Annotated in this window: 13 protein-coding genes; 4 read left to right on the plus strand and 9 right to left on the minus strand. The window is 71.7% G+C overall.

The features are described 5' to 3' along the window. Window positions 1-482 precede the first annotated feature (482 nt). Complete coding sequence (locus tag ACIQ6R_RS30365) at window positions 483-1,376, plus strand: class I SAM-dependent methyltransferase (RefSeq protein ID WP_404183121.1); 894 nt, start codon at window positions 483-485, stop codon at window positions 1,374-1,376. A gap of 170 nt (window positions 1,377-1,546) precedes the next feature. Continuing rightward, the gene (locus ACIQ6R_RS30370) at window positions 1,547-2,146 is read left to right on the plus strand and encodes a hypothetical protein (protein ID WP_404224795.1); all 600 of its coding nucleotides are present in this window, start codon (window positions 1,547-1,549) and stop codon (window positions 2,144-2,146) included. An 82-nt stretch (window positions 2,147-2,228) separates the two neighbouring features. On the opposite strand, the gene ftsH is transcribed toward ACIQ6R_RS30370, so the two are convergent. From ftsH to ACIQ6R_RS30400, 6 genes are all read right to left on the minus strand, one after another. Further along, window positions 2,229-4,175 (minus strand): ATP-dependent zinc metalloprotease FtsH, encoded by a 1,947-nt coding sequence (gene ftsH / locus ACIQ6R_RS30375; RefSeq protein ID WP_404224796.1) that lies wholly within the window; start codon window positions 4,173-4,175, stop codon window positions 2,229-2,231. 115 nt (window positions 4,176-4,290) lie between these two features. Continuing rightward, complete coding sequence (gene ffh, locus ACIQ6R_RS30380) at window positions 4,291-5,841, minus strand: signal recognition particle protein (RefSeq protein ID WP_404224798.1); 1,551 nt, start codon at window positions 5,839-5,841, stop codon at window positions 4,291-4,293. 219 nt (window positions 5,842-6,060) lie between these two features. After that, window positions 6,061-8,508, minus strand: a complete 2,448-nt coding sequence (locus ACIQ6R_RS30385; RefSeq protein ID WP_404183133.1) for a [protein-PII] uridylyltransferase — start codon at window positions 8,506-8,508, stop codon at window positions 6,061-6,063. Window positions 8,509-8,567: 59 nt separating this feature from the next. After that, the gene (locus ACIQ6R_RS30390; protein ID WP_019328769.1) at window positions 8,568-8,906 is read right to left on the minus strand and encodes a P-II family nitrogen regulator; all 339 of its coding nucleotides are present in this window, start codon (window positions 8,904-8,906) and stop codon (window positions 8,568-8,570) included. Beyond that, window positions 8,903-10,249 (minus strand): ammonium transporter, encoded by a 1,347-nt coding sequence (locus ACIQ6R_RS30395; protein WP_404224799.1) that lies wholly within the window; start codon window positions 10,247-10,249, stop codon window positions 8,903-8,905. Before ACIQ6R_RS30395 ends, ACIQ6R_RS30390 begins: the two co-directional genes overlap by 4 nt. A gap of 313 nt (window positions 10,250-10,562) precedes the next feature. After that, window positions 10,563-12,053, minus strand: a complete 1,491-nt coding sequence (locus ACIQ6R_RS30400) for a hypothetical protein (protein WP_404183139.1) — start codon at window positions 12,051-12,053, stop codon at window positions 10,563-10,565. 445 nt (window positions 12,054-12,498) lie between these two features. On the opposite strand from ACIQ6R_RS30400, the gene ACIQ6R_RS30405 reads away from it, so the two are divergent. Next, window positions 12,499-13,170, plus strand: a complete 672-nt coding sequence (locus ACIQ6R_RS30405; RefSeq protein ID WP_404224801.1) for a bifunctional DNA primase/polymerase — start codon at window positions 12,499-12,501, stop codon at window positions 13,168-13,170. A 319-nt stretch (window positions 13,171-13,489) separates the two neighbouring features. On the opposite strand, the gene ftsY is transcribed toward ACIQ6R_RS30405, so the two are convergent. Then, window positions 13,490-14,704, minus strand: a complete 1,215-nt coding sequence (gene ftsY, locus ACIQ6R_RS30410; RefSeq protein WP_404183145.1) for a signal recognition particle-docking protein FtsY — start codon at window positions 14,702-14,704, stop codon at window positions 13,490-13,492. 217 nt (window positions 14,705-14,921) lie between these two features. Here ftsY and ACIQ6R_RS30415 point away from each other — a divergent pair, with 217 nt between their 5' ends. Continuing rightward, window positions 14,922-16,379: a cytosine permease gene (locus tag ACIQ6R_RS30415; RefSeq protein ID WP_404224802.1), complete on the plus strand. Its 1,458-nt coding sequence runs from the start codon at window positions 14,922-14,924 to the stop codon at window positions 16,377-16,379. A gap of 453 nt (window positions 16,380-16,832) precedes the next feature. Here ACIQ6R_RS30415 and ACIQ6R_RS30420 read toward each other — a convergent pair whose 3' ends face one another. Together ACIQ6R_RS30420 and smc are read right to left on the minus strand one after the other, a co-directional pair. Next, window positions 16,833-18,251: a sugar porter family MFS transporter gene (locus ACIQ6R_RS30420; RefSeq protein ID WP_404224803.1), complete on the minus strand. Its 1,419-nt coding sequence runs from the start codon at window positions 18,249-18,251 to the stop codon at window positions 16,833-16,835. 211 nt (window positions 18,252-18,462) lie between these two features. Further along, entirely contained in the window at window positions 18,463-22,017 is a 3,555-nt protein-coding gene (smc, locus tag ACIQ6R_RS30425; protein ID WP_404224804.1) for a chromosome segregation protein SMC, read from the minus strand. Between the last annotated feature and the right edge of the window lie 227 nt (window positions 22,018-22,244).

Here is a 22,244-nt window from a genome sequence, read left to right on the forward strand (position 1 = left end):
GCGTGGGGCTCGCGGGTGCGCAAGGGGCGTTTCGGTCGCTGTCACGCCGGAAGGGCGCCACCCGATCGGCCCATCGACGCGCTCGTCGATGGGCGCGACGTTACCGGGTGTGCCGCCGGCGTGCGGCACCGCCCCGCGCCCCGCCGGTTCCCGTCACCGCGGGGCGGTCGCGGGGCCCGCCGACCTTGGCCGGAACCGCGCGTCGGAACCACCGCCACCCGCTGTCATCGCCGAGCACCACGATCCGGCCATCCGTCGAAGCGGTCGGGACGGGGCTACCGGGAGTACCGCGCGGCCAGGCCCACGTTGCCGGAAAGTGAAATCTCGCCACTTGGGCAGCGGTCGGGCAAACCGGCCGCCGCTACCACTGGACGCCACGGCGAGCCCGGAGTTTCCTGGCATACGGGGGAAGTGCGAGCGCACTGCACGGGGGCCACGGAACCGGGCACAGCGGCAACACTCGTCGATTGGGGCGCTTTCCTATGACACCTACGCTCGTGCGGCAGCACTCATCTCACGCGGGGGCGACGCCTCGTGTGGACCTGCGTGCACGCGCGCGTGACTGGTCCGAGATACAGGAGCGGATGCTCGTACCGCTCTACGAGGCCGTCTTCGAGCGACTGGACGTGGGCGGCGGTACGAGGATGCTGGGGCTCGGCTGCGGTTCCGGGCTGGCCCTGCTGATGGCCGCCTCGCGCGGCGCCGCGGTGACCGGGGTCGACTCCCGCTCACCGGAACGACTGGCCCTGGCGCGGCAGCGCCTGCTGCCCGAGACGCTCGACGCCCCCGGGTCGCGAGGCACGCGCGCGCGTGCGGACGCGGCACGGGCGGACGCGGCAAGGATCGTCGAGGGCACTCCCCGGGACGTGGAGGACCCGTCGGCGCCGGCGTTCACCCTGGTGACCGCTTTCGAGCCCATCGGGTGCCTCGCGGGCGACTCGGAGGGGCTGGGCGAACTGCTCGCCCAGGCGACGCCGCTCGCCGGGCGCGGGGCGGCCGTGGTGCTGGCCGGGTGGGGCCCACCGGAGCGGTGCGCCACGACGTCGGTGCTGCGGGTGGCCACCAAACTCGCGGACCCGTTGCGCGGCGCGGGCCGCTGGCGCCCCGCCCTGCGCGACGACCTGGAGGAGGTCGCCCAGCGGGCCGGGCTCAGGCCGGACGGCTCGGGGCGGGTGGCATGCCCCTTCGGATACGCCGACGCGCGCAGCGCGGTACGCGGGCTGCTGTCGACCGGACTGTTCGACGCGGCGATCGCCGCGACCGACCAGGAACAGGTCGACAAGGAGCTGTCGGAGGCCCTGCATCCGCACCAGCGTCCGGACGGGACCGTGTGGATGCCGAACGTCTTCCGGTATCTGATTGCCCGAGTCCCTTGACGACCGGTTCCGACCGGATGTGTGCGGAGTCTGAGGGACTTCTTCCGGTGCAGGTGTGAATGGTGTGAAGAAGCCGGATCAGGACTTCTGCGGTTTCTCCTGGTGGATCATGGACCTCTAATCTGATCCACCGTTCGGGGGAAAGACACATCTGCATACAGGAGCCTGTAGTGCCGCACCACAAAACCGCGCTGCGCGTCGCCGCACCCGTCGCCGTCCTCGCCCTGGCCCTCACCGCGTGCGGGGGTGGCGACTCCGAGACCGACGCGAAGAGCTCGGCGAGTCCCGAGGTCTCGGCCTCTCCCTCCCAGGCGGCCTCGGGCGGCGAGCTGGCGACGGGCGAGAGCGCGACGGGGAAGGTCGCGGAGGACCCCGGTGCGGTCACCTACGAGGTCGTGGCGCAGAAGGTCGAGGTCGGCACGGAGGCGGAAGCAGCGAAGGCGGTTGCGGACGCCGCGGACGCCAAGGGCAAGGTGCTGGCCGTCGCGCACGTCAAGTACACGCACAAGAGCGGGCCGGCCCTCACCGAGGGCTCCGACGTGCACGACGGCACCACGATCTTCGCCGACGGGCAGCGCGGCGGCGTCCTCATCGGCGCCTCCGACGACGCCCCGGGTTGCGAGGGCCCCTACGACGTCGAGAACTGGAAGCAGGGTGAGAGTCACGTCTTCTGCGAGACGTACGTGATCCCCGCGAACGCCACCAGCGTCGAGGTGCACTGGTCGGAGGAGGACGGCGAGCCCTACGTCTGGAAGTTCCCGCAGAAGTAGAGCGCACATGCGGAGGTGGACGCCCCCGCGGAAGTAGGTCTTCCTGCGGACCAGTAGTCCCCGCAGCGGCGGTGCGCGGTCCTCATGCCTCCGGGCCGTCCTTCGTCAGCCGCGTGATCCCGGCGATCCGGTACGCGTCCGCCTCCTCCAGCGTCTCGTTCGCCAGCAACGCCTCGGCCAGCGCGTCGAGCTGCCCCCGGTGGTCGCGCAGCTTGCGGACGGCCTCCGCGTAGCACTCGTCCACGACCCGCCGCATCTCGCCGTCGATGGCGTCGAGGGTCCCCGGGGCGGCGGCCAGCCCGTAGGCCTGCTGGGCGTCGCCGGGGAGGGCGGACAGCCTGCCGACCTGTGCGCTCATGCCCCAGCGGCCGACCATGCCGCGTGCGATCCGGGTGACCTGTTCGAGGTCGCTCTCCGAGCCGGTGGTGATCACGTCGTACACCACCTGCTCGGCCGCCATGCCGCCGAGCGCGCCGATGATCCGACCGCGCAGGTAGTCCTCCGTGTACGCGTACTTGTCCGAGTCCGGCGTCGACAGCGTCACGCCGAGCGCCCGTCCGCGCGGCACGATGGTGATCTTGCGGACCGGGTCGGTGCCCGGCTGCAGCATGCCCAGCAGGGCGTGCCCGCTCTCGTGGTAGGCGGTGCGCCGGCGCTCCTCCTCGGGCATCACCAGTGGGCGTTCGGCCCCCAGCTGGACCTTCTCCATGGCTTCGGAGAGGTTCGCCTGCGTCACCCGGTCCTGCTTCCGCTTGACCGCGAGCAGCGCGGCCTCGTTGGCGAGGTTGGCGAGTTCGGCGCCGGTCATGCCCGGGGTCGTACGGGCGACCTGCGCGAGGTCGACGTCCGGGGCGAGCGGGATCTCGCGGGTGTGGATCTCCAGGATCGCCTGCCGGCCGCCCCGGTCCGGCGGCGAGACGCTGACCACCCGGTCGAAGCGGCCGGGACGGGTCAGGGCCGGGTCCAGGATGTCGGCGCGGTTGGTGGCGGCGATGACGATCACGCCCTCGGCGCCCGAGAAGCCGTCCATCTCGGTGAGGATCTGGTTCAGGGTCTGCTCGCGCTCGTCGTGGCCGCCCATGCCGGAGCCGCCGCCGCGGGCCCGGCCGATGGTGTCGATCTCGTCGATGAAGATGATCGACGGCGCCACCTTCCGGGCCTCGGCGAACAGCTCCCGCACCCGGGAGGCGCCGACGCCCACGATCATCTCGATGAACTCGGACGCGGACGCGGAGAAGAACGGCACGCCCGCCTCGCCGGCGACCGCGCGCGCGAGGAGCGTCTTTCCGGTGCCGGGTGGGCCGGACAGCAGGACGCCGCGGGGCATCTTGGCGCCCATGCGGCGATACGCGTCGGGGTTCTTCAGGAAGTCGACGACGTCGCTGAGCTCGCCCTCCACCTCGTCGATCCCGGCCACGTCCGCGAACGTGGTGCGCGGCTCACCGGCCTCCAGCTCGACCGGCCTGGGCGGCGCCTTGCGGCCCAGCATGCCGCCCGCGCCGCCGCCCAGCGCACCCCTCATGCGCCGCGCGATGAAGACCCACAGCACCACCAGGAGCAGCATCGGGGCCAGCGAGATCAGCAGGTTGACCAGGAAGCTGCGCTGCTGGACGACGGGCTCGGCCGTCACGGTGACGCTGTGCTCGGTCAGGTCGTCCCAGAGCCGGTCGTCCGCGAAGGTCGGCCGCTCGGTCGTGAACTTGGTGTACGTCCCGTCGCCCTCGGGATTGTCCCGGGCCTTCTTCAGCTGGCCCTGGATCGCGTCGCCCTTGGCGTAGATCTTGCTGACGTTGCCCGCCTCGACCTGCTTGCTGAACTCCGTGTAGGAGATGGTCGGCTCGTCGCCCTCGTTGAAGAAGGAGAGCACGAGGTTGGCGATGAGGAAGACGACCAGCGCGGCCAGGGCCAGGTTCCACCAGCCGCCGCGCATCCTCCTGCCGCCGGGCGGCGGCTTGGGGGGCTCGTCGGGTGTGCCCTCGGTGCGCCAGGGCGGCTCGGGGGCCTTGCGCGACGGGGACGGGTTGGTCATATCCGGACGTTACGACAGGAAGGCCGCCCGAGCATGTGCGTGTACGGCGCTGGGGGCACCCCTCCAGTGAGGGGCGCCCCCAGCGCCGTACGGACCACACGAACCGATCGGGCTGTCAGCCCATGAACTTCTTGAACTCGTCCGGCAGCTCGAAGTCCTGACCGCTCTGCTGGGGCAGCCCGAAGGCGCCGCCGTTCTGCGCGGCCGCGGCGCGGCGGGCGGCCTCCTCCTGCTCCTGCTGCTTGCGCTTCATCGGGTTGCCGGAGCGCTGCTTGCCCTTGGCCTTCTTCTGCTGCTTCTTCTGCCGACCGGGGCCGCCGCCCATGCCCGGCATGCCGGGCATACCCGGCATTCCGCCGCCCTGCGCCATGCGGGACATCATCTTGCGGGCCTCGAAGAAGCGCTCCACAAGCGACTTGACCGCACTGACGTCGACGCCGGAACCCTTGGCGATACGGGCGCGGCGGGAGCCGTTGATGAGCGTCGGCTCCTGGCGCTCGGCCGGGGTCATCGACTTGATGATGGCGGCCGTGCGGTCGACGTCGCGCTCGTCGAGGTTGTTGATCTGGTCCTTCATCTGACCCATGCCGGGCAGCATCCCCAAGAGCTTGGAGATCGAGCCCATTTTCCTGACCTGCTCCATCTGGGCCAGGAAGTCGTCCAGGGTGAAGTCCTGGCCCTTCTTGGACGCCAGCTTGGAGGCCATTTTCTCGGCCTCTTCCTGGCTGAACGTCTTCTCCGCCTGCTCGATCAGGGTGAGCAGGTCACCCATGTCGAGGATGCGGGAGGCCATCCGGTCAGGGTGGAACGCGTCGAAGTCCTCGAGCTTCTCGCCGTTCGACGCGAACATGATCGGCTTGCCGGTCACCGAGGCGATCGACAGGGCCGCACCACCGCGGGCGTCGCCGTCCAGCTTGGACAGCACCACGCCGTCGAAGCCGACGCCGTCACGGAAGGCCTCGGCGGTGTTGACGGCGTCCTGGCCGATCATCGCGTCGACGACGAACAGGATCTCGTCCGGCGAGACGGCGTCGCGGATGTCCGCGGCCTGCTGCATCAGCTCCTGGTCGATGCCCAGGCGGCCGGCGGTGTCGACGATGACCAGGTCGTGGACCTTGGACTTGGCGAACTCGATGGAGTCTTTCGCGACCTTGACCGGGTCGCCGACGCCGTTGCCCGGCTCGGGCGCGTAGACGGCGACGCCGGCGCGCTCGGCGACGACGCTCAGCTGGTTGACGGCGTTGGGGCGCTGGAGGTCACAGGCGACCAGGAGCGGCGAGTGGCCCTGCTCCTTGAGCCACCGGCCCAGCTTGCCCGCGAGGGTGGTCTTACCGGCACCCTGCAGACCGGCCAGCATGATCACGGTCGGCGGCTGCTTGGCGAAGCGCAGCCGGCGGGTCTCCCCGCCGAGGATGCCGACCAGTTCCTCGTTGACGATCTTGAGGACCTGCTGGGCCGGGTTGAGGGCCTTGGAGACCTCGGCGCCGAGGGAGCGTTCCTTGACCTTCTTGATGAAGGCACGCACGACGGGCAGAGCCACGTCGGCTTCGAGGAGCGCGATGCGGATCTCGCGGGCCGTGGCGTCGATGTCCGCCTCGCTGAGGCGCCCCTTGCCGCGCAGGTTCTTGAAAGTCGCTGAGAGGCGATCGGAGAGAGTATCGAACACGGCGGCGTTGGTCCTCGCGTCGGCAGTGGTGTGGGTCGCCCTCCAGGGTATCCGGCCGCGCAAGCAAAACGTCCCCGCCCGCTTATTGAAGTGGGCGGGGACCCATCCCTGCGTTGGCGGGGAGCACATATTGCGTGCCTCTGAGAAGCGCTCGACCAGAGGACCATCCCCGCACCCGACGGGGAGCACACCCGATCAACGCGGGAAACGGCCGCAACGTTACGCCGACAGCGTCTCCTCCAGCTTCCGGGCCACCGCCCCCGCCTCCTCCCCCGGCAGCCTCGCGCCCTCCGGGCCGGTGACGTAGAAGGCGTCCACGGCATTGGAACCCAGGGTCGAGGCGTGCGCGCTCCGCACCCGCACGCCCGCCGCCTCCAGCGCCCGCCCGAGCCGGAACAGCAGGCCCGGCGCGTCCTGGGCGCGGACCTCGATCACCGTGGCCAGCCGGGACGCGGCGGGGGCGACCGTCACGCGGGGCGGGGGCGGCTCCACGCCCCGGCGCCGAGGGTAGGCGGCGTCCCGTTCGGCGAGCCGGCCGGCGATGTCCAGGGTGCCGTCCAGGGCCCGGACCAGGTCGGCGCGCAGGCGGGTGGCCTGGGGCAGGGAGCCGTACTCGGCGGCGACCCGCCAGTCGAGCAGCAGGACGGAGCCCTCGACGCCGTCCGGCAACGGAAGGGAGCGCAGCTCGGCGGTGCGGACGGTCAGCCGGTGCATGGCCAGCACCCCGGCGACCGCGGGGAGCACGCCCGCCTGGTCCGGCACGGCGATCAGCAGCTCGACCCCGAGGGGCTCCGGATCGGCGGCCCGCTCCGGGTCGGCCGGCGGTTCGGTCTGGGCGCGCAGTGCCAGTACCGGCCCGCCCGTGCGGAAGGCCTCGACGGCGAGCCGTTCCTGCTCCGCGGTGGGCGCGGCGGCCTCGGGCTCCTCCAGCGGGTCGCCCGCCAGCACCGCCGAGACGCGTTTCACCAGGTCGGCGACGAGGGAGCCGCGCCAGGACGACCAGGCGGCCGGGCCGGTGGCCAGCGCGTCCGCCTCGGTCAGGGCGTGCAGCAGCTCCAGCGTGCCCTCCGTGCCGACCGCCTCGGCGACCGCGCGCACGGTGGCCGGGTCGTCGAGGTCGCGCCGGGTGGCCGTCTCGACGAGCAGCAGGTGATGGCGTACGAGGGTGGCGAGGACGGCCGTGTCCGCGCGGTCGAAACCGATCCGCGCCGCCACGTCCCGGGCGATGGTCTCACCGGCCACGGAGTGGTCCCCGGGCCAGCCCTTGCCGATGTCGTGCAGCAGTGCGGCGACCAGGAGCAGGTCGGGCCGGTGGACGCGGCGGGTGAACCCGGAGGCGCGCACCGCGGTCTCGATCAGGTGCCGGTCGACGGTCCAGAGGTGGACGGCGTTGCGCTGGGGGCGGCAGCGCACCCGCTCCCAGTCGGGCAGGAGCCGGGTGATCAGCCCCTCGGCCTCCAGCGCCTCCCAGACCTCCACGGTGGGCCGGCCCGAGCCCAGCAGGGTCACCAGCTGCTCCCGTGCCTCGGCGGGCCAGGGCTCGGGCAGCGGGCGCACGGTGGCCGCGAGGCGCCGTACGGCGTGCAGGGAGAGCGGGAGCCCGGCCTGCGCGGCGGCGGCCGCGGCACGCAGCGGGAGCACGGGGTCGCGCTCGGGGCGCGCGGTGCGGGCGAGCACCACCTCGCCGTCCTGCTCGACGACGCCCTCGGCGAGCGGGGAGCGCTCGGCGACCGGCTTCCCACCGCCGAGGATGGCGCGCAGCCTCGGCCGCACGGAACGCGAGCGCAGTACGCGCCCCACCTCGCGCCAGGTGACGTCGCCCGCGTACGAGATGACCCGCGCCGCCTCGTACACCTGTCGCAGCAGCGCGTCGGCGTCCAGCAGGCCCAGCTCGGCCGCCACCTGGTCCTGCTCCTGCAACGCCAGCCGGTCGGTTGCCCGGCCCGTCGCCAGGTGGAGCGCGTCGCGTACGTCGAGGAGTCGGCGCCGGGCCTCGGCGAGGCCCTCGCGCGGGGCGTCGGCCAGCCAGGAGGCGGCGACGGCGCGCAGGGCGGTGGCGTCGCGCAGGCCGCCCCGCGCCTCCTTGAGGTCGGGTTCCAGCAGGTACTGCAGCTCGCCCTGGCGTTCGGCCCGCTCGGCGCAGAGTTCCTGGAGTTCGGGGAGGCGCTTGGGGGCCTGATTGCGCCAGTCGGCGAGGACCGCGGTGCGCAGCCCGGCGGTCAGTCCCAGGTCGCCGGCGAGATGCCGGGCGTCCAGGAGGCCGAGTTGGACTTTCAGATCCTCCCCCGCCGTCCTGCGGGCCTCCGCCGGCGTACGCACGGAGTGGTCGAGGGCGAGGCCGAGGTCCCAGACGGGGTACCAGAGGCGGTCGGCGAGGGCGGCGACCGCCTTGGCGTCGCCGCCGTCGTGCAGCAGGAGCAGGTCCAGGTCGCTGCGCGGGGACAGCTCGCCGCGCCCGTATCCGCCGACGGCGACGAGCGACACGCCTCTGAGCCCGTCGGTGCCCGCGGCGAAGAGGCCCGACAGCCACTCGTCCGTCAGTCCGGCGAGGGCGGCACGGCGCGGCGGCCCGGACCGCGCCCCCTCGGTGAGGAGGCGCAGCCGGGCCGCCGCGTAGCCGCTGGGTCCCGAGTCCTCTGCTTCTTTCGTCACGTCCGTACTCGTCACCCGGCGACTCCGTTCCGTTCTCGTGCCTCAGAGCTGCGTCAGAGCTGCTTCGAAGCTGTTCAGAGCGCGTCGGGGCCGCGCTCGCCGGTCCGGACCCGTACGGCCGTGTCGACCGGGACCGACCAGACCTTGCCGTCACCGATCTTGCCGGTGCGGGCCGCCTTGACCACGACCTCGATCAGCTGCTCGGCGTCGTCGTCCTCGACCAGCACCTCGATGCGGATCTTGGGCACCAGGTCGACGGTGTACTCGGCGCCGCGGTAGACCTCGGTGTGGCCGCGCTGGCGGCCGTAGCCGCTGGCCTCGGTGACGGTCAGGCCGTGGACCCCGAAGGCCTGGAGGGCCTCCTTGATCTCGTCGAGCCGGTGCGGCTTGACGACGGCGGTGATGAGCTTCATGCGTCCACCTTCTTGCTCTCGGCCTGCGCGGCCGTGGAAGCGGCCGGCGTGGCGGTCGTCCGGGCGGCACCGCCACCGGCGCCGCTGAAGTCGTATGCGGTCTCGGCGTGCTCGGCCTGGTCGATGCCGGCCACCTCGTCGTCCTCCGGCACTCGCATGCCGATCGTCTTGTGCAGGACGAAGGCGAGGATGGCAGAGACGACCAGGGAGTAGGCGAGGACCCCGAAGACACCGGCGCACTGCTTCCAGAACTGGTCCAGGCCGCCGCCGTAGAAGAGGCCCGCGACGTCGGACTGGCCCTTGCCGGTGGCGAAGAAGCCGACGAGGAGAGAACCGAGGATGCCGCCCACGAGGTGCACGCCGACCACGTCGAGCGAGTCGTCGTAGCCGAACCGGTACTTCAGGCCGACCGCCATGGCACACAGCACACCGGCGATGACGCCGATGGCGATCGCGCCCAGCGGGGAGACCGCGCCGCCCGCCGGGGTGATGGCGACCAGTCCGGAGACGGCCCCGGAGGCGGCGCCCAGCGTGGTGAACGCGCCGTGGCGGATCTTCTCGTAGGCGAGCCAGCCGAGGACGGCCGCGCCGGTGGCGACCTGCGTGTTGACGAACATCAGCGCGCCGACGCCGTCGTCGTTGCCCAGCCAGGAGCCGGCATTGAAGCCGAACCAGCCGAACCACAGCAGGCCCGCGCCGAGCATGACCAGCGGCAGGCTGTGCGGGCGCATCGGGTCCTTCTTGAAGCCGACCCGCTTGCCGATGACCAGGATCACGCCGAGCGCGGCGGCACCGGCGTTGATGTGCACGGCCGTACCACCGGCGAAGTCGATGACCCCCAGCTCGAAGGCCCAGCCGCCGGCGCCCCACACCCAGTGGGCGACCGGGAAGTAGACGATCGTGGCCCACAGGGCGATGAACAGCGCCCAGGCCGTGAACTTCACGCGGTCCGCGAGGGCGCCGCTGATCAGGGCGGGCGTGAGCACCGCGAACATCAGCTGGAAGACCAGGAAGACGAAGACCGGGATGGTGTACCCGTCCCACAGCTCGGCCGGGCCGATGCCGCTGAGGCCGACCCAGTCGGAGTTCCAGCCGACGATGCCGCCGGTGTCCGTGCCGAACGCCATGGAGAAGCCGTACAGCACCCACAGGACGGTGACGATGCCGAGGCTGATGAAGCTCATCATCAGCATGTTCAGGGTGCTTTTGACACGGACCATGCCTCCGTAGAAGAAGGCCAGGGCCGGGGTCATGAGCATCACCAGGGCGGAGCAGATGAGCATGAAGCCCGTGTTGGCGGCAGAGAGCTCCGTCTCTGCGGCGAGCGTGATGGCTGGAGCCATCGGCGTCTCCTCGTCGTTGGTACGGCCCCGTGCGGGCGAAGCCTGAGCGGAATGAGGGGTGGGCCGGTTATGCGCCATGAGATTGGCGCAGCGCGGTTTCGGTGGACGCCCCTCGTTGTTTCGCCGCCGTGACGAAGGCGCTGTGCGTGTTACGCGTCGGTGAACTGCCGGATGCGGGGCCGGGCGATCGTTATCGTGGCGCAACGTCCCGACCGGGACACGAACCGGCCGCGGCGGCCTCCGAATGACCTGGCATGGGGGAGCCGAGTCGGGCAGTTCGGGAGGGCCGGCCGCGGCCGGGGCTGGTGGGGGTTCAGACCGCCTCGGCGGTCTCCGGCAGCTCGACGGCGAGCCGCTCGGTGAGGTCGACGATCTCGCCGAGGTCGCCGAAATCGCGTACGGCCGTGTCGACGGTCTTGCGGATGCGGGTGTTGACGCGTTCGGAGCGGACCTTCTTGGCGATGCTCATGGCCTCGACGGCCAGGCCGGTGCTCTCCCCGGGTTCGCGGCGCAGCAGGTGCACGGTGGCCATGCCGATCAGGTTCAGCGCGTACGACCGCTGGTGTTCCTCGTCCTTGGCGAACAGCTCCACCGCGCGGCGCATCAGCGGCTCGGCCAGGGAGGCGTAGGCGGGGCTGCGGCCGGCGACGTAGGCGAGGTCGCGGAAGGAGTGGCTGTTCTCCCCGTACAGCTCGGCCTCGGAGAAGAAGCGGATCCAGTCGGGGTCCGGCTCGTCCCACTCGTCGGCGTCGGCGAAGGTGTCCTCGGCCATGCGTACCGCACGCTTGCAGCGGCCGGGCTGGCCCATGTTGGCGTAGGCGCGGGCCTCCATCGCATACAGCATCGACTGGGTGCGGGGGCTGGCGCAGTCCCGGCTGCCGTACTGCGCGAGGTGGATCAGCTCCAGCGCGTCGTCGGGCCGGCCGAGGTGGATCATCTGGCGGCTCATGCTGGAGAGGATGTACGAGCCGAGCGGCCGGTCACCGGCCTCCTTGGCGGCGTGCAGGGCGAGGACGAAGTACTTCTGCGCGGTGGGCTGGAGCCCGACGTCGTACGACATCCAGCCGGCCAGCTCGGCGAGTTCGGCGGCGACCTTGAACAGCTTGGACCGGGTGGCCTCCGTCTGGGGTTCCTGCAGCAGGTCGGTGACCTCGTGCAGCTGGCCGACCACCGCCTTGCGGCGCAGGCCGCCGCCGCACTGGGCGTCCCAGCGACGGAACATCACGGCGGTCGACTCGAGCAGGTCCAGCTCCGGCCTGGACAGGCGCCCACGCGCGCGGGAGGCGGGCGCGGGCTCGCGTCCGGAGGAGGCCGACGGCGAGGGGACGAGCCAGCGCTGCATGGGCTCGATGAGGGACGGGCCCGCGGAGAGGGCCAGCGAGCTCCCGAGGAAGCCGCGCCGCGCCAGCATCAGGTCGCTGCGCGAGAACTCGCTGAGCAGCGCCACGGTCTGCGGGCCCGTCCAGGGCAGGTCGACGCCGGTCGCGGAGGGCGTCGGGCGGGCGGAGCGCAGGCCCAGGTCCTCGACGGAGACGACGACGCCGAAGCGCTCGGAGAACAGCTCGGACAGGATCCGCGGGATCGGCTCGCGCGGGTTCTCGCCGTCGAGCCAGCGGCGTACGCGTGAGGTGTCCGTGGAGATGTGGTTGGCGCCCAACTGGCGTGCCCGGCGGTTGACCTGGCGGGCCAGCTCGCCCTTGGACCAGCCGCTGCGGGCGAACCATGAGGTGAGCAGCTCGTTGGGGCGCTTGTCAGCGGGCGACGCGTTTCCCGCGCTCGTACCGCTTCCGCCGTTGCCGCTCACTGGAACGCCCCCATCCCTGAGACCACCTGTCGCCGAGTGCGCCAAGCCCTATCAGAATGCCGGTGGTTGGGGCTCTCCGTCCGCTGGTTGCCACCCTTCGAACGGAAAACCGAGTTGCCTCCGGCATACCCACGAGTGCATGTGCCCCACGGCTCCATGCACACAAAGTAATCCTACGATCACCCGTGCAGCCATGGCGATTGCGGAATCGCCACCATTCGCCACCCCTTCGGATGAACTCCCAGTGGCCTGCACGCGATTCACTTGACACAGGCCAACCGGGAGTCGGTGCAACGGTGCACACCGGGGCGTACGCGGGCGAGCACACCACCCGGAGTGCTTCCGGTCGCTGTCTGAACCGCGCCGGACTGGGGAGTTGGAAGCAGAGAGTCACATTTCACGTCCGCTGCGTAACCGCCGCTGCGTCGAACCCGTTGGAGGGGGCATGGGCTTCACGATCGGCATCGGCAGCACTCGAGGCATGCGCGACATCCGGTCCGGCACGCGCCGCCGCGGCCGCGCGTCGGAGTGCACCGTCGTGGCCGAGTTCACCGGACTGTGGGGCTGGGCCGTGGTGCCGGGGGCCCGGGCCGCCGCGGGCGCCTGCTCGTGCGGCCGGCGTGACTGCCCGGCGCCGGGCGCGCATCCGCTCGGCTTCGCGCCGGAGGTGCCCGCCGGGGCGACCCTGGACGAGGCGAGCGAGGCCTGGGCCGAGTTCCCGGGCGCCGCGGTCATGCTGCCGGTCGGTCGGACCTTCGACGTGATCGAGGTGGCCGAGCCCGCCGGACTGCGGGCACTGGCCCGGCTGGAGCGCATGGGCCTCCCGCTCGGCCCGGTCACGGCGACCCCGCAGGGCCGCGTCCACTTCTTCGTCGCCCCGGGCGCCGCCGTCGAGCTGCCCCGGCTGCTCTACCGCATGGGCTGGGACGACCCGTCCGCCCTGGACCTGCGCGGGCTGGGCCCCGGTACGCACATCACCGCCCCGCCGTCCGACCGCGGCGACCTCGGCCCGGTGCGCTGGCTGCGTCCGCCGGCCCTCGACTCGGCGACCAAGCCGCCGACGGCGCGGCTGCTGCTGGGGACACTGGCGTACGTCGCCCATCGGTCACGGGCGTAGGCGCAGGCCTCCGGCCGGGAGGGCACGCGGGCTTTCCCCCAGGCCCCTGGCGCCAGGCGTCTTCGCACGCGCGGGCCCGCCCGTGTGAAGACGCCCGGTGCCAGGAAAGGGTGCCGACCGCCGCCCCGACGGACGTCAGGGAAGCGTGCCAACCGCCGCCCCGCCGGGCGTCAGGAAAGGGTGCCGACCGCCGCCCGCTCTGCCCGCGCCCGAGCCCCCGGCACCGCGAAGCGCCCGTCCCCCCGGTCACGGGGAGGCGGGCGCTTCTTCGCACGCGGGCGCGTGTCCTGGTGCGCGCACCGGAGTCCGGCAGGCGGCGTCACTCGCCGATAAGGGCATCCACGAACGCCGCGGGCTCGAACGGCGCCAGGTCGTCCGCGCCCTCGCCGAGCCCGATCAGCTTGACCGGCACGCCCAGCTCGCGCTGCACGGCGACCACGATGCCGCCCTTGGCCGTGCCGTCCAGCTTGGTGAGCACGATGCCGCTGATGTCGACGACCTCGGCGAAGACCCGGGCCTGGATCAGGCCGTTCTGGCCGGTGGTGGCGTCGAGGACGAGCAGCACCTCGTCCAGCGGCGCGTGCTTCTCCACGACGCGCTTGACCTTGCCGAGCTCGTCCATGAGGCCGGTCTTGGTGTGCAGGCGGCCGGCGGTGTCGATGAGCACGACGTCCGAGCCCATCTCCTTGCCCTCCTTGACCGCGTCGAAGGCGACGGAGGCGGGGTCGCCGCCCTCCGGGCCGCGCACGGTGTGCGCGCCGACCCGGTCGCCCCAGGTCTGCAGCTGGTCGGCGGCGGCGGCACGGAAGGTGTCCGCGGCGCCGAGGACGACACTGCGGCCGTCGGCGACCAGCACACGGGCGAGCTTGCCGGTGGTGGTGGTCTTGCCGGTGCCGTTGACGCCGACGACCATCACGATGCCGGGCTTGCTGGACGCGGGCTCGGTCTTGACCTCGCGGTCCATGTCGGGACCGACGAGGGTGATCAGCTCCTCGCGCAGGAGGCCACGCAGCTCGTCGGGCGTGCGGGTGCCGAGCACCTTCACCCGCTCGCGCAGCCGCTCGACCAGCTCCTGGGTGGGCTGCACGCCGACGTCGGCGGTGAGCAGCGTGTCCTCGATCTCCTCCCAGGTGTCCTCGTCGAGGTGTTCCCGGGAGAGCAGGGTGAGCAGACCCTTGCCGAGGGCGTTCTGCGAACGGGAGAGGCGGGCACGGAGCCGGACCAGACGGCCGGCGGTGGGCTCGGGAACCTCGATCTGCGGGATCTCGAGCTCTTCGACGACGGGCGGCTCCTCGACGGTGGCGGGAGCGGTGCCGCCGTCCGGGAGGTCGACCTCCTCTATCGTCCGGCGCGTTTCGTCGCGCGGCGTCTCGGCCTCGTCGCCGACGTGCGGCTCGGCCGGAGGGGCGGTGATGTCGGGCGCGGCGGGAGGCGGCGGAGGCAGCTGCTTCTTGCGGCGACTGCCGATGACCAGCCCGCCGAGCGCGCCGATCACGACCACGGCGATGACTACAGCAAGGATGACGATTTCCATAACGGCTCCAGTATGCGTGACCCCTGCCCCGGCCCTTCATCGGTCGGCGGAGCGGGCGCGCCCCCGGCCGACGGTCGGCAACTTGTGACTTCCTCCAAGGGACAAAGGCCCCTGGAGGGATGGAGTCGGACCAAAGTACGATGGAAGAGGCCACGTCAACGCGCGTAGAGTCCCGAGCACCCCCTCTTCTCCCACGATCGAGGCACGGACCCCCCACATGAGCAAGACCGCCGAGACCGAAGGCGCCCTGGAGACGCGTGGCATCGAGCAGGTGCCCGACCATGAGCGCACCGCCCGGACCCGTGAGCTTTTCCCGACCTGGGTCGGCGCCAACATCAGCGTGCTGCTGCTCACGATGGGCGCGAGCCTCGTCGTGGCGTACCGGCTGAACTTCTGGCAGGCCCTCGTCGTCGCGACCGCCGCGCCGCTCCTGTCCTACGGCCTGGTCGGACTGATCGGCATCGCCGGCAAGCGCGGTGGCGCACCCGGGATGGCGCTGTCCCGGGCGGTGTTCGGGCAGCGGGGAAACCTGCTGCCGGGTTCGCTGATCTGGATCGCCCGCTGGGGCTGGGAGACGATCAACGCGGTGACCGGCGCCTACGCCCTGCTCACCGTGCTGGACATCGTGTTCGGCATCCGGGCCAACAGCGTGCTGGACATGGTCACGCTGCTCGCCTTCGTCGTGGCGACGTTCGCGATCTCAGGGCTGGGCATCAACGCCGTGCAGAAGTGCAACAAGTACGCGGCCTACCTCTTCGCGGCCTTCTCGGTACTGGTCCTCGGGTACCTGGTCGTCGACACCGACTGGTCCGCGGTGTTCGACCGGTCCGCCGGTTCGGTGGCCGCGATGATCACCGGCGTCGGCCTGATCGCGGCCGGCGGCGTCAGCTGGATCCCCTCCGCCCCGGACTTCACCCGGTACCTGCCGCGCACGGCCTCCTCCAAGGGGATCGTGGGCGTGACGATCGGCGGCGCCGGCATCGTCGTCCTGCCCATGGTCCTGATGGGTATGGTCATGGCCGTCTCCACGCCGGACCTGGCCTCGGCCTCCGACCCGGTCTCCTTCCTCGGTGAGATCCTGCCGACCTGGATCGCGGTGCCGTACCTGCTGATCGCGCTGATCGGCATGCTGCTGATCAACTCGATGTCGATGTACTCGGCCGGCTTCACCGCGCAGACCCTGGGCTTCAATGTCCCGCGGCACTGGGCGGTCTCGGTCAACGCCGTGATCTCGCTGATCTTCGGCGGCGTGCTGATGCTGGTGGCGACCAGCTTCATGGGCTCCTTCATCGCCTTCCTGTCGCTGCTCGCGGTCGCCTTCTCCGCGTGGGTCGGTGTCTTCGGCGCGGACATGCTGCGCCGCACGGAGTACGACGGCGAGGCCCTCGCCGACACCGGCCGCACCAGCGCCTATTGGTACCGCGGCGGCTTCTCCCCCGCCGCCGTCGCCGCCTGGGCGGTGGGCCTGATCGCCGGCCTGATGTTCACGACCTCCGACTGGTTCACCGGCCCCCTCGCGGCGAACAACTTCATCGGCGAGTACGGCCTCGGCTGGGTCGCCACGGTGGTGATCTCCGGCCTGCTGTACGTCGTACTGCCGAAGCCCGCCGTGGTCGTCCCCGCGGCGGCGCCCGCGGACCGGGCGGCCGAGCAGTCCGAGGCCGCGACCGTCTGACGTACACCGGCCGACGCCCCCCTTCCGCGCACGTCGCCGAGGACCACTCCTCGGCACTGCGGGAGGGGGGGCTTCGCGTAGGTCGGGGAACCGAACGGTTCGAAGTGTCTGCCGGACGAGGGCGCCCACAACTCCGGATCGCGGCCGGCACCGACCACCCGCGGTCGATCTCCTTCCATCGCCCGCGGTCGGTGGAAGGAGCATCGGAGTCAGATCAAGGACCGCCTGCGCATGCGCGTCATCGAAGAGTCGCTCCCGGGAAACCCTGAGGAGTCCGCCCCGCGGGGGGGCCAAGGACCGGCGGGGGAATCATCACCCGGTGAGTCGGCCGCCGCGCGGACGTACGACACCGCCGCCCCCGGTCCGGGCGGTGACCCGGGCCGGGGGCGGCGGACGGTACGAGGAGAGGGGCAGCGGGGACTTGGCCCTTCTCCCCGGGTTCGGGGTGGGCGGTCAGCCCATCTCCTCCAGGGCCTTGCCCTTCGTCTCCGACACGAACTTCAGGACGAAGGGGATGGAGAGCGCGGCGAAGATCGTGTAGATCACGTAGGTGCCGGAGAGGTTCCACTCGGCCAGCGACGGGAAGCTCGCGGTGATGGCCCAGTTGGCGATCCACTGCGCGGAGGCGGCCACACCGAGCGCGGCGGCGCGGAGCCGGTTGGGGAACATCTCGCCGAGGAAGACCCAGACGACCACGCCCCAGGACAGGGCGAAGAAGAGCACGAACAGGTGGGCGGCGATCAGGGCGACCCAGCCCTGCGTGGCCGGGAGCTTGCCGTCGACCAGGTCGAAGGAGAAGGCCCAGGCCTCCAGCGCGAGACCGATGACCATGCCGACCGAGCCGATGAGGGCGAGCGGCTTGCGGCCGATGCGGTCCACGAAGATCATCGCGATCACGGTGCCGACGATGTTGATGATCGACGTCGTGAACGAGTAGAAGAAGGACTGCGTCGGGTCGACGCCGACCGACTGCCACAGCGTCGCGGAGTAGTAGAAGGCGACGTTGATGCCGACGAACTGCTGGAAGACCGACAGGCCGATACCGATCCAGACGATCTTCTTGAAGAGGAAGCTGCCGCCGAGCAGGTCCTTGAAGGAGGACTTCTCCTCGCGGTGCATGGCGTGCTCGATCTCGGCGACGCGGGCGTCGAAGTCGACGTCCTTGCCCTCGACCTCCTGGAGGATCTGCTTGGCGCGCTCGTGCTTGCCGACGGAGACCAGGAAGCGCGGGGACTCCGGGATGGCGAAGGAGAGCAGGCCGTAGAGGATCGCCGGGATGACCATGACGCCGAGCATGACCTGCCAGGCCTCCAGGCCCATCAGCTCACCGCGCTGGTCGCCGCCGGCGGCGTTGAGCAGGCCCCAGTTGACCAGCTGCGACACGGCGATGCCGATGACGATCGCGGCCTGCTGGAAGGAGCCGAGCCGGCCGCGGTAGGCGGGCGGTGAGACCTCGGCGATGTAGGCGGGGCCGATCACCGAGGCCATGCCGATGGCGAAGCCGCCGATGACGCGCCACATGGCCAGGTCCCACAGCGCGAAGGGCAGTGCGGAGCCGATGGCGCTGACGGTGAAGAGGACGGCCGCGATCTGCATGCAGCGGATGCGGCCGATGCGGTCGGCGATGCGGCCGGCGGTCGCGGCACCGATGGCGCAGCCGATCAGCGCGACGGCGATGACCTGGGCCAGCACCGCGGAGCCGACGTCGTAGCGGTCCCGGATCGCCTCGACGGCTCCGTTGATCACGGAACTGTCGTAGCCGAACAGGAAACCGCCCATCGCGGCCGCCGCCGCGATGAAGATGACGTGCCCGAGATGATCGGGGTGAGCCGTCCTGGCTCCTGAACTAGGTGCCTGCGATGTGCTGGCCACGTGTACTCCTCGGGCTACCGGCAACGCTGCCGGGGTGGTTCGCCTTCGAGATGCCACTGAGGGAACCTGAAGGTAAAAGCAACGTTGCAGAGACTATGCCTTCAAGTTTCGAAGTCAATAGGACGAGAGCTGTGAGTTATCAGACGAAGGAGAGAACTAAGGGGAGAGATGTGTTCAAGAGTTGAAGTTAATGTGCTCAGGAGCTCAGGAACTAACGCAGCCGCTGGCTGATGACCTTCGACACACCGTCGCCCTGCATGGACACGCCGTACAGCGCGTCGGCGACCTCCATCGTGCGCTTCTGGTGCGTGATGACGATCAGCTGCGAGGCCTCCTGCAACTCCTGCATGATCCGGATCAGCCGCTGCAGGTTCGTGTCGTCGAGCGCCGCCTCGACCTCGTCCATGACGTAGAACGGACTGGGCCGCGCCTTGAAGATCGACACGAGCATCGCCACGGCGGTCAGCGAGCGCTCCCCGCCCGAGAGCAGCGAGAGCCTCTTGACCTTCTTGCCCGGCGGCCGGGCCTCGACATCCACGCCCGTGGTGAGCATGTTGTCGGGGTCGGTCAGGATCAGCCGCCCCTCACCACCCGGGAACAGGCGGCTGAAGACGCCCTCGAACTCCCGGGCCGTGTCCCGGAAGGCCTCGGTGAAGACCTGCTCGACGCGCTCGTCGACCTCCTTGACGACCTGCAGCAGGTCGGCGCGGGTCTTCCTCAGGTCCTCCAGCTGCTCGCTGAGGAACTGGTGCCGCTCCTCCAGCGCCGCGAACTCCTCCAGGGCCAGCGGGTTGACCTTGCCGAGCTGCTGGTAGGCACGTTCGGCGGCCTTCAGCCGTTTCTCCTGCTCGGAGCGGACGAAGGGCCGGGGGCGGTTGCGCGGGTGCTCGGGGTCCTCGGGCAGCTCCTCGCCCTCGGCGGGGGGCGAGGGCGGCACCTCTTGATGGGGGCCGTACTCGGCCGCGAGCCCCGCCGGTTCCACACCGAGTTCCTCCAGCGCCTTGGTCTCCAGCTGCTCGATGCGCAGCCGCTTCTCGGCGCCGAGTACCTCGCCCCGGTGGACTGAATCCGTCAACTTGTCGAGCTCCGCCTTGAGGTCGCGCCCGGCGGTGCGCGCAGCGGTCAGATCCTGCTCGCGCCGGGCCTTGGCGGCCTCGGCAGCGGTGCGCTCCTCGTCGGCGCGGGTCAGGGAGACCTCGACGTGCGCGAGGAGTTGCCGGGCGCCGGTGGCCACGGCCTCGGCGACGGCCGCCTCGTGCCGCAGCCGGGCCCGCCGCTGTTCGGCACGCGCGCGTGCCTCGCGTTCCGCGCGGGCGGCCCGGTCCAGGGAGTCGGCCCGTCCGGCCAGCCCCTTGACCCGTTCCTCGTGGGTACGGGCCTGGAGGCGGGCCTCCATCTCGGTCTGGCGGGCGTTGGCGCCGTCGGCGGCGAGCCGGTCGCGCACGGAGGTGTCGGGCTCCTCCTCGACCGGCATCTCCTCGGCGACCGCGAGCCGCTCGGCCAGCTCCTCGACGTCCATCAGCGCCTTGTCCAGCGCCTCCTGCGCCCGGGCCGCCGCCGCGGCGGACCGCTCGGCCTCCCCTGCGGCGCCCCGCGCCTGACCCGCCAGCCGGCCCAGCTGCTGGGCGACGGCCGACTTCTCCCGCTCGGCCGCCCGGCGCCGCTCCCCCAGTTCCTCCACCAGCGCCGCACACTCCCGGCGCCGCTCGACGGCCGCGTCCTGCGCCTCGGCGAGTTCCTCGCAGCGCACGCCCAGCTCCTCCAGCTCGGCGGCGGCCTGGTCCACGGAGGCCTGCACCTCCAGCAGGCTGGGCGCCCCGGCGGACCCGCCCTGCGCGAAGTGGGCGCCCAGCAGGTCGCCCTCAGCGGTGACGGCGGTCAGCCCGGGCCGGGCGTAGACGAGGTCCTCGGCGTCCTCCAGGGTGGCGACGACGACGATCCCGCGCAGCAGCCGCCGCACGGCGGGCATCAGGTCGGCGGGACCGCGCACGAGGTCGGCGGCGTACGGCGGCCCTTCGCTCCGCGGCTCCTCCGGCACGTCGTCGGGGGCGCCGGCGAGCAGCAGGGCGGCCCGTCCGGCGTCCTGCTTGCGCAGCAGGCGGATGGCGTCGGCGGCGGCGGCCGGGGACGTCACCGCGAGGGCGTCGGCGGTGGCGCCGAAGGCGCTGGCCAGGGCGGCCTCGTAACCGGGCGTCACGGTGAGGAGTCCGGCGGCGGGACCGAGCAGGCCGGTGAGCCGGTCCTTGGCGGCGAGCAGCGCCCCGGTGCCGTCCTTGCGGCGCAGTCCGAGTGCGAGGGCGTCGTGGCGGGCCCGCGTCGCGGCGCGCTCGCGTTCCGTCGCGGTGGCCGCCTCGCGGGCGGCGCTCAGGGCGGCCTCGGCCTCGGCCAGTCCGCGCTTCGCGGCGTCGTGCCGCTCGGCGAGTTCCTGGTCACCGGCGTCGAGGCCGTCGACCTCGGCCTGGAGCGCCTCGTACTCCGCCTGGGCGGCGGCGGCGCGCTCCCGGGATTCGTCCCGGGCCTCGGCCAGCCGCTCGATCTCGGCCTGGGCCGAGGCGGCGCGGGAGCGGGCGGTACCGACCTGGCCGCTGAGCCGGGCCAGGCCCTCACGGCGGTCGGCGATGGCGCGGGCGGCGTCCTTGAGGCGGCGCTCCTCCGACGCCAGTTCGCGTTCGAGGTCGGCGCGGTGGGCGACCGTGTCCTCCAGGGCGCGTTCGGCCGCCTCCAGGGCCGCTTCGAGTTCCGCCTCCTGTTCGCGGACGCGGGCGGCCTCCCGCTCCAGTTCCTCCGGGTCCCGGCCGCGCCGCTCCTCGGGGGGCGTGGAGGTGGCGCTCTTCACGCGCGCGTCGGCCAGCGAGATCGTGCCGCGCACCCGTTCGGCGAGCTGGGACAGCTCGTACCAGGTCTGCTGAGCGCGCTGGAGGCGCGGGGCGAGCCTGCGCACCTGGTCCTCCAGGTCCGCCTCGCGGCGCAGCGCCCTGCTCAGCTCCCGCTCGGTGGCTTCCTTGCGTTCCTTGAGCGCGGCCTCGTCGGCGATCTCGGCCTGGAGCGCCTCACGCAGCCGTACGAGGTCGTCGGCGAGGAGCCTCAGCCGGGCGTCCCGGAGGTCGGCCTGGATGACGGCGGCCCGGCGCGCGACCGCGGCCTGCCGGCCCAGGGGCTTCAGCTGGCGCCGCAGCTCGTCGGTGAGGTCCTGCACGCGCGCGAGGTTGGCCTGCATCGCGTCCAGTTTCCGCAGCGCCTTCTCCTTGCGCTTGCGGTGCTTGAGGACGCCGGCGGCCTCCTCGATGAAGGCGCGGCGCCCCATCGGGTCGGCGTGCAGGACGGAGTCGAGCTGTCCCTGGCCGACGATGACGTGCATCTCGCGGCCGATGCCGGAGTCGGAGAGCAGTTCCTGGATGTCGAGGAGGCGGCAGGTGTCACCGTTGATCTGGTACTCGCTGCCGCCGTTGCGGAACATGATCCGCGTGATGGTGACCTCGGCGTACTCGATGGGCAGGGCCCCGTCGGAGTTGTCGATGGTCAGCGACACCTCGGCCCGGCCGAGCGGCGGGCGGCCGGTGGTGCCGGCGAAGATGACGTCCTCCATCTTGCCGCCGCGCAGCGACTTGGCGCCCTGTTCGCCCATGACCCAGCTGAGCGCGTCGACGACGTTGGACTTGCCCGAGCCGTTCGGACCGACGACGCAGGTGATGCCCGGCTCGAACCGGAGCGTGGTCGCCGAGGCGAACGACTTGAACCCGCGGAGGGTCAGGGCCTTCAGGTGCACGCCGTCGGACTCTACCTTTCACGGGTGTCTCACTCCATGAACCGGTGAACCGTCGCGGTTTCACCGGTGAACGTGCAGGGCACATCAGATGCGCGGGGGAGGACCGGGCGGACCGGACGGCGGAGACGGGGGCAGGAAAGAAAGAAGGGACGCCGAAGCGTCCCTTGCAGACTCTGACACCTGAGCGGTTGTACGGACGGGCCCAACCACTGCCGTGCCGTGATGGA

This window comes from Streptomyces sp. NPDC096048 (assembly GCF_044763415.1).
Lineage (GTDB): Bacteria > Actinomycetota > Actinomycetes > Streptomycetales > Streptomycetaceae > Streptomyces.

Bases quoted from the DNA above. Each gene is read 5' to 3' on its own strand.
- ACIQ6R_RS30365 (WP_404183121.1), top strand. From the start codon at position 483: ATGACACCTACGCTCGTGCGGCAGCACTCATCTCACGCGGGGGCGACG.
- ftsH (WP_404224796.1), bottom strand. From the start codon at position 4,175: ATGACCAACCCGTCCCCGTCGCGCAAGGCCCCCGAGCCGCCCTGGCGC.
- ACIQ6R_RS30390 (WP_019328769.1), bottom strand. From the start codon at position 8,906: ATGAAGCTCATCACCGCCGTCGTCAAGCCGCACCGGCTCGACGAGATC.
- ACIQ6R_RS30395 (WP_404224799.1), bottom strand. From the start codon at position 10,249: ATGGCTCCAGCCATCACGCTCGCCGCAGAGACGGAGCTCTCTGCCGCC.
- ACIQ6R_RS30405 (WP_404224801.1), top strand. From the start codon at position 12,499: ATGGGCTTCACGATCGGCATCGGCAGCACTCGAGGCATGCGCGACATC.
- ftsY (WP_404183145.1), bottom strand. From the start codon at position 14,704: ATGGAAATCGTCATCCTTGCTGTAGTCATCGCCGTGGTCGTGATCGGC.
- ACIQ6R_RS30415 (WP_404224802.1), top strand. From the start codon at position 14,922: ATGAGCAAGACCGCCGAGACCGAAGGCGCCCTGGAGACGCGTGGCATC.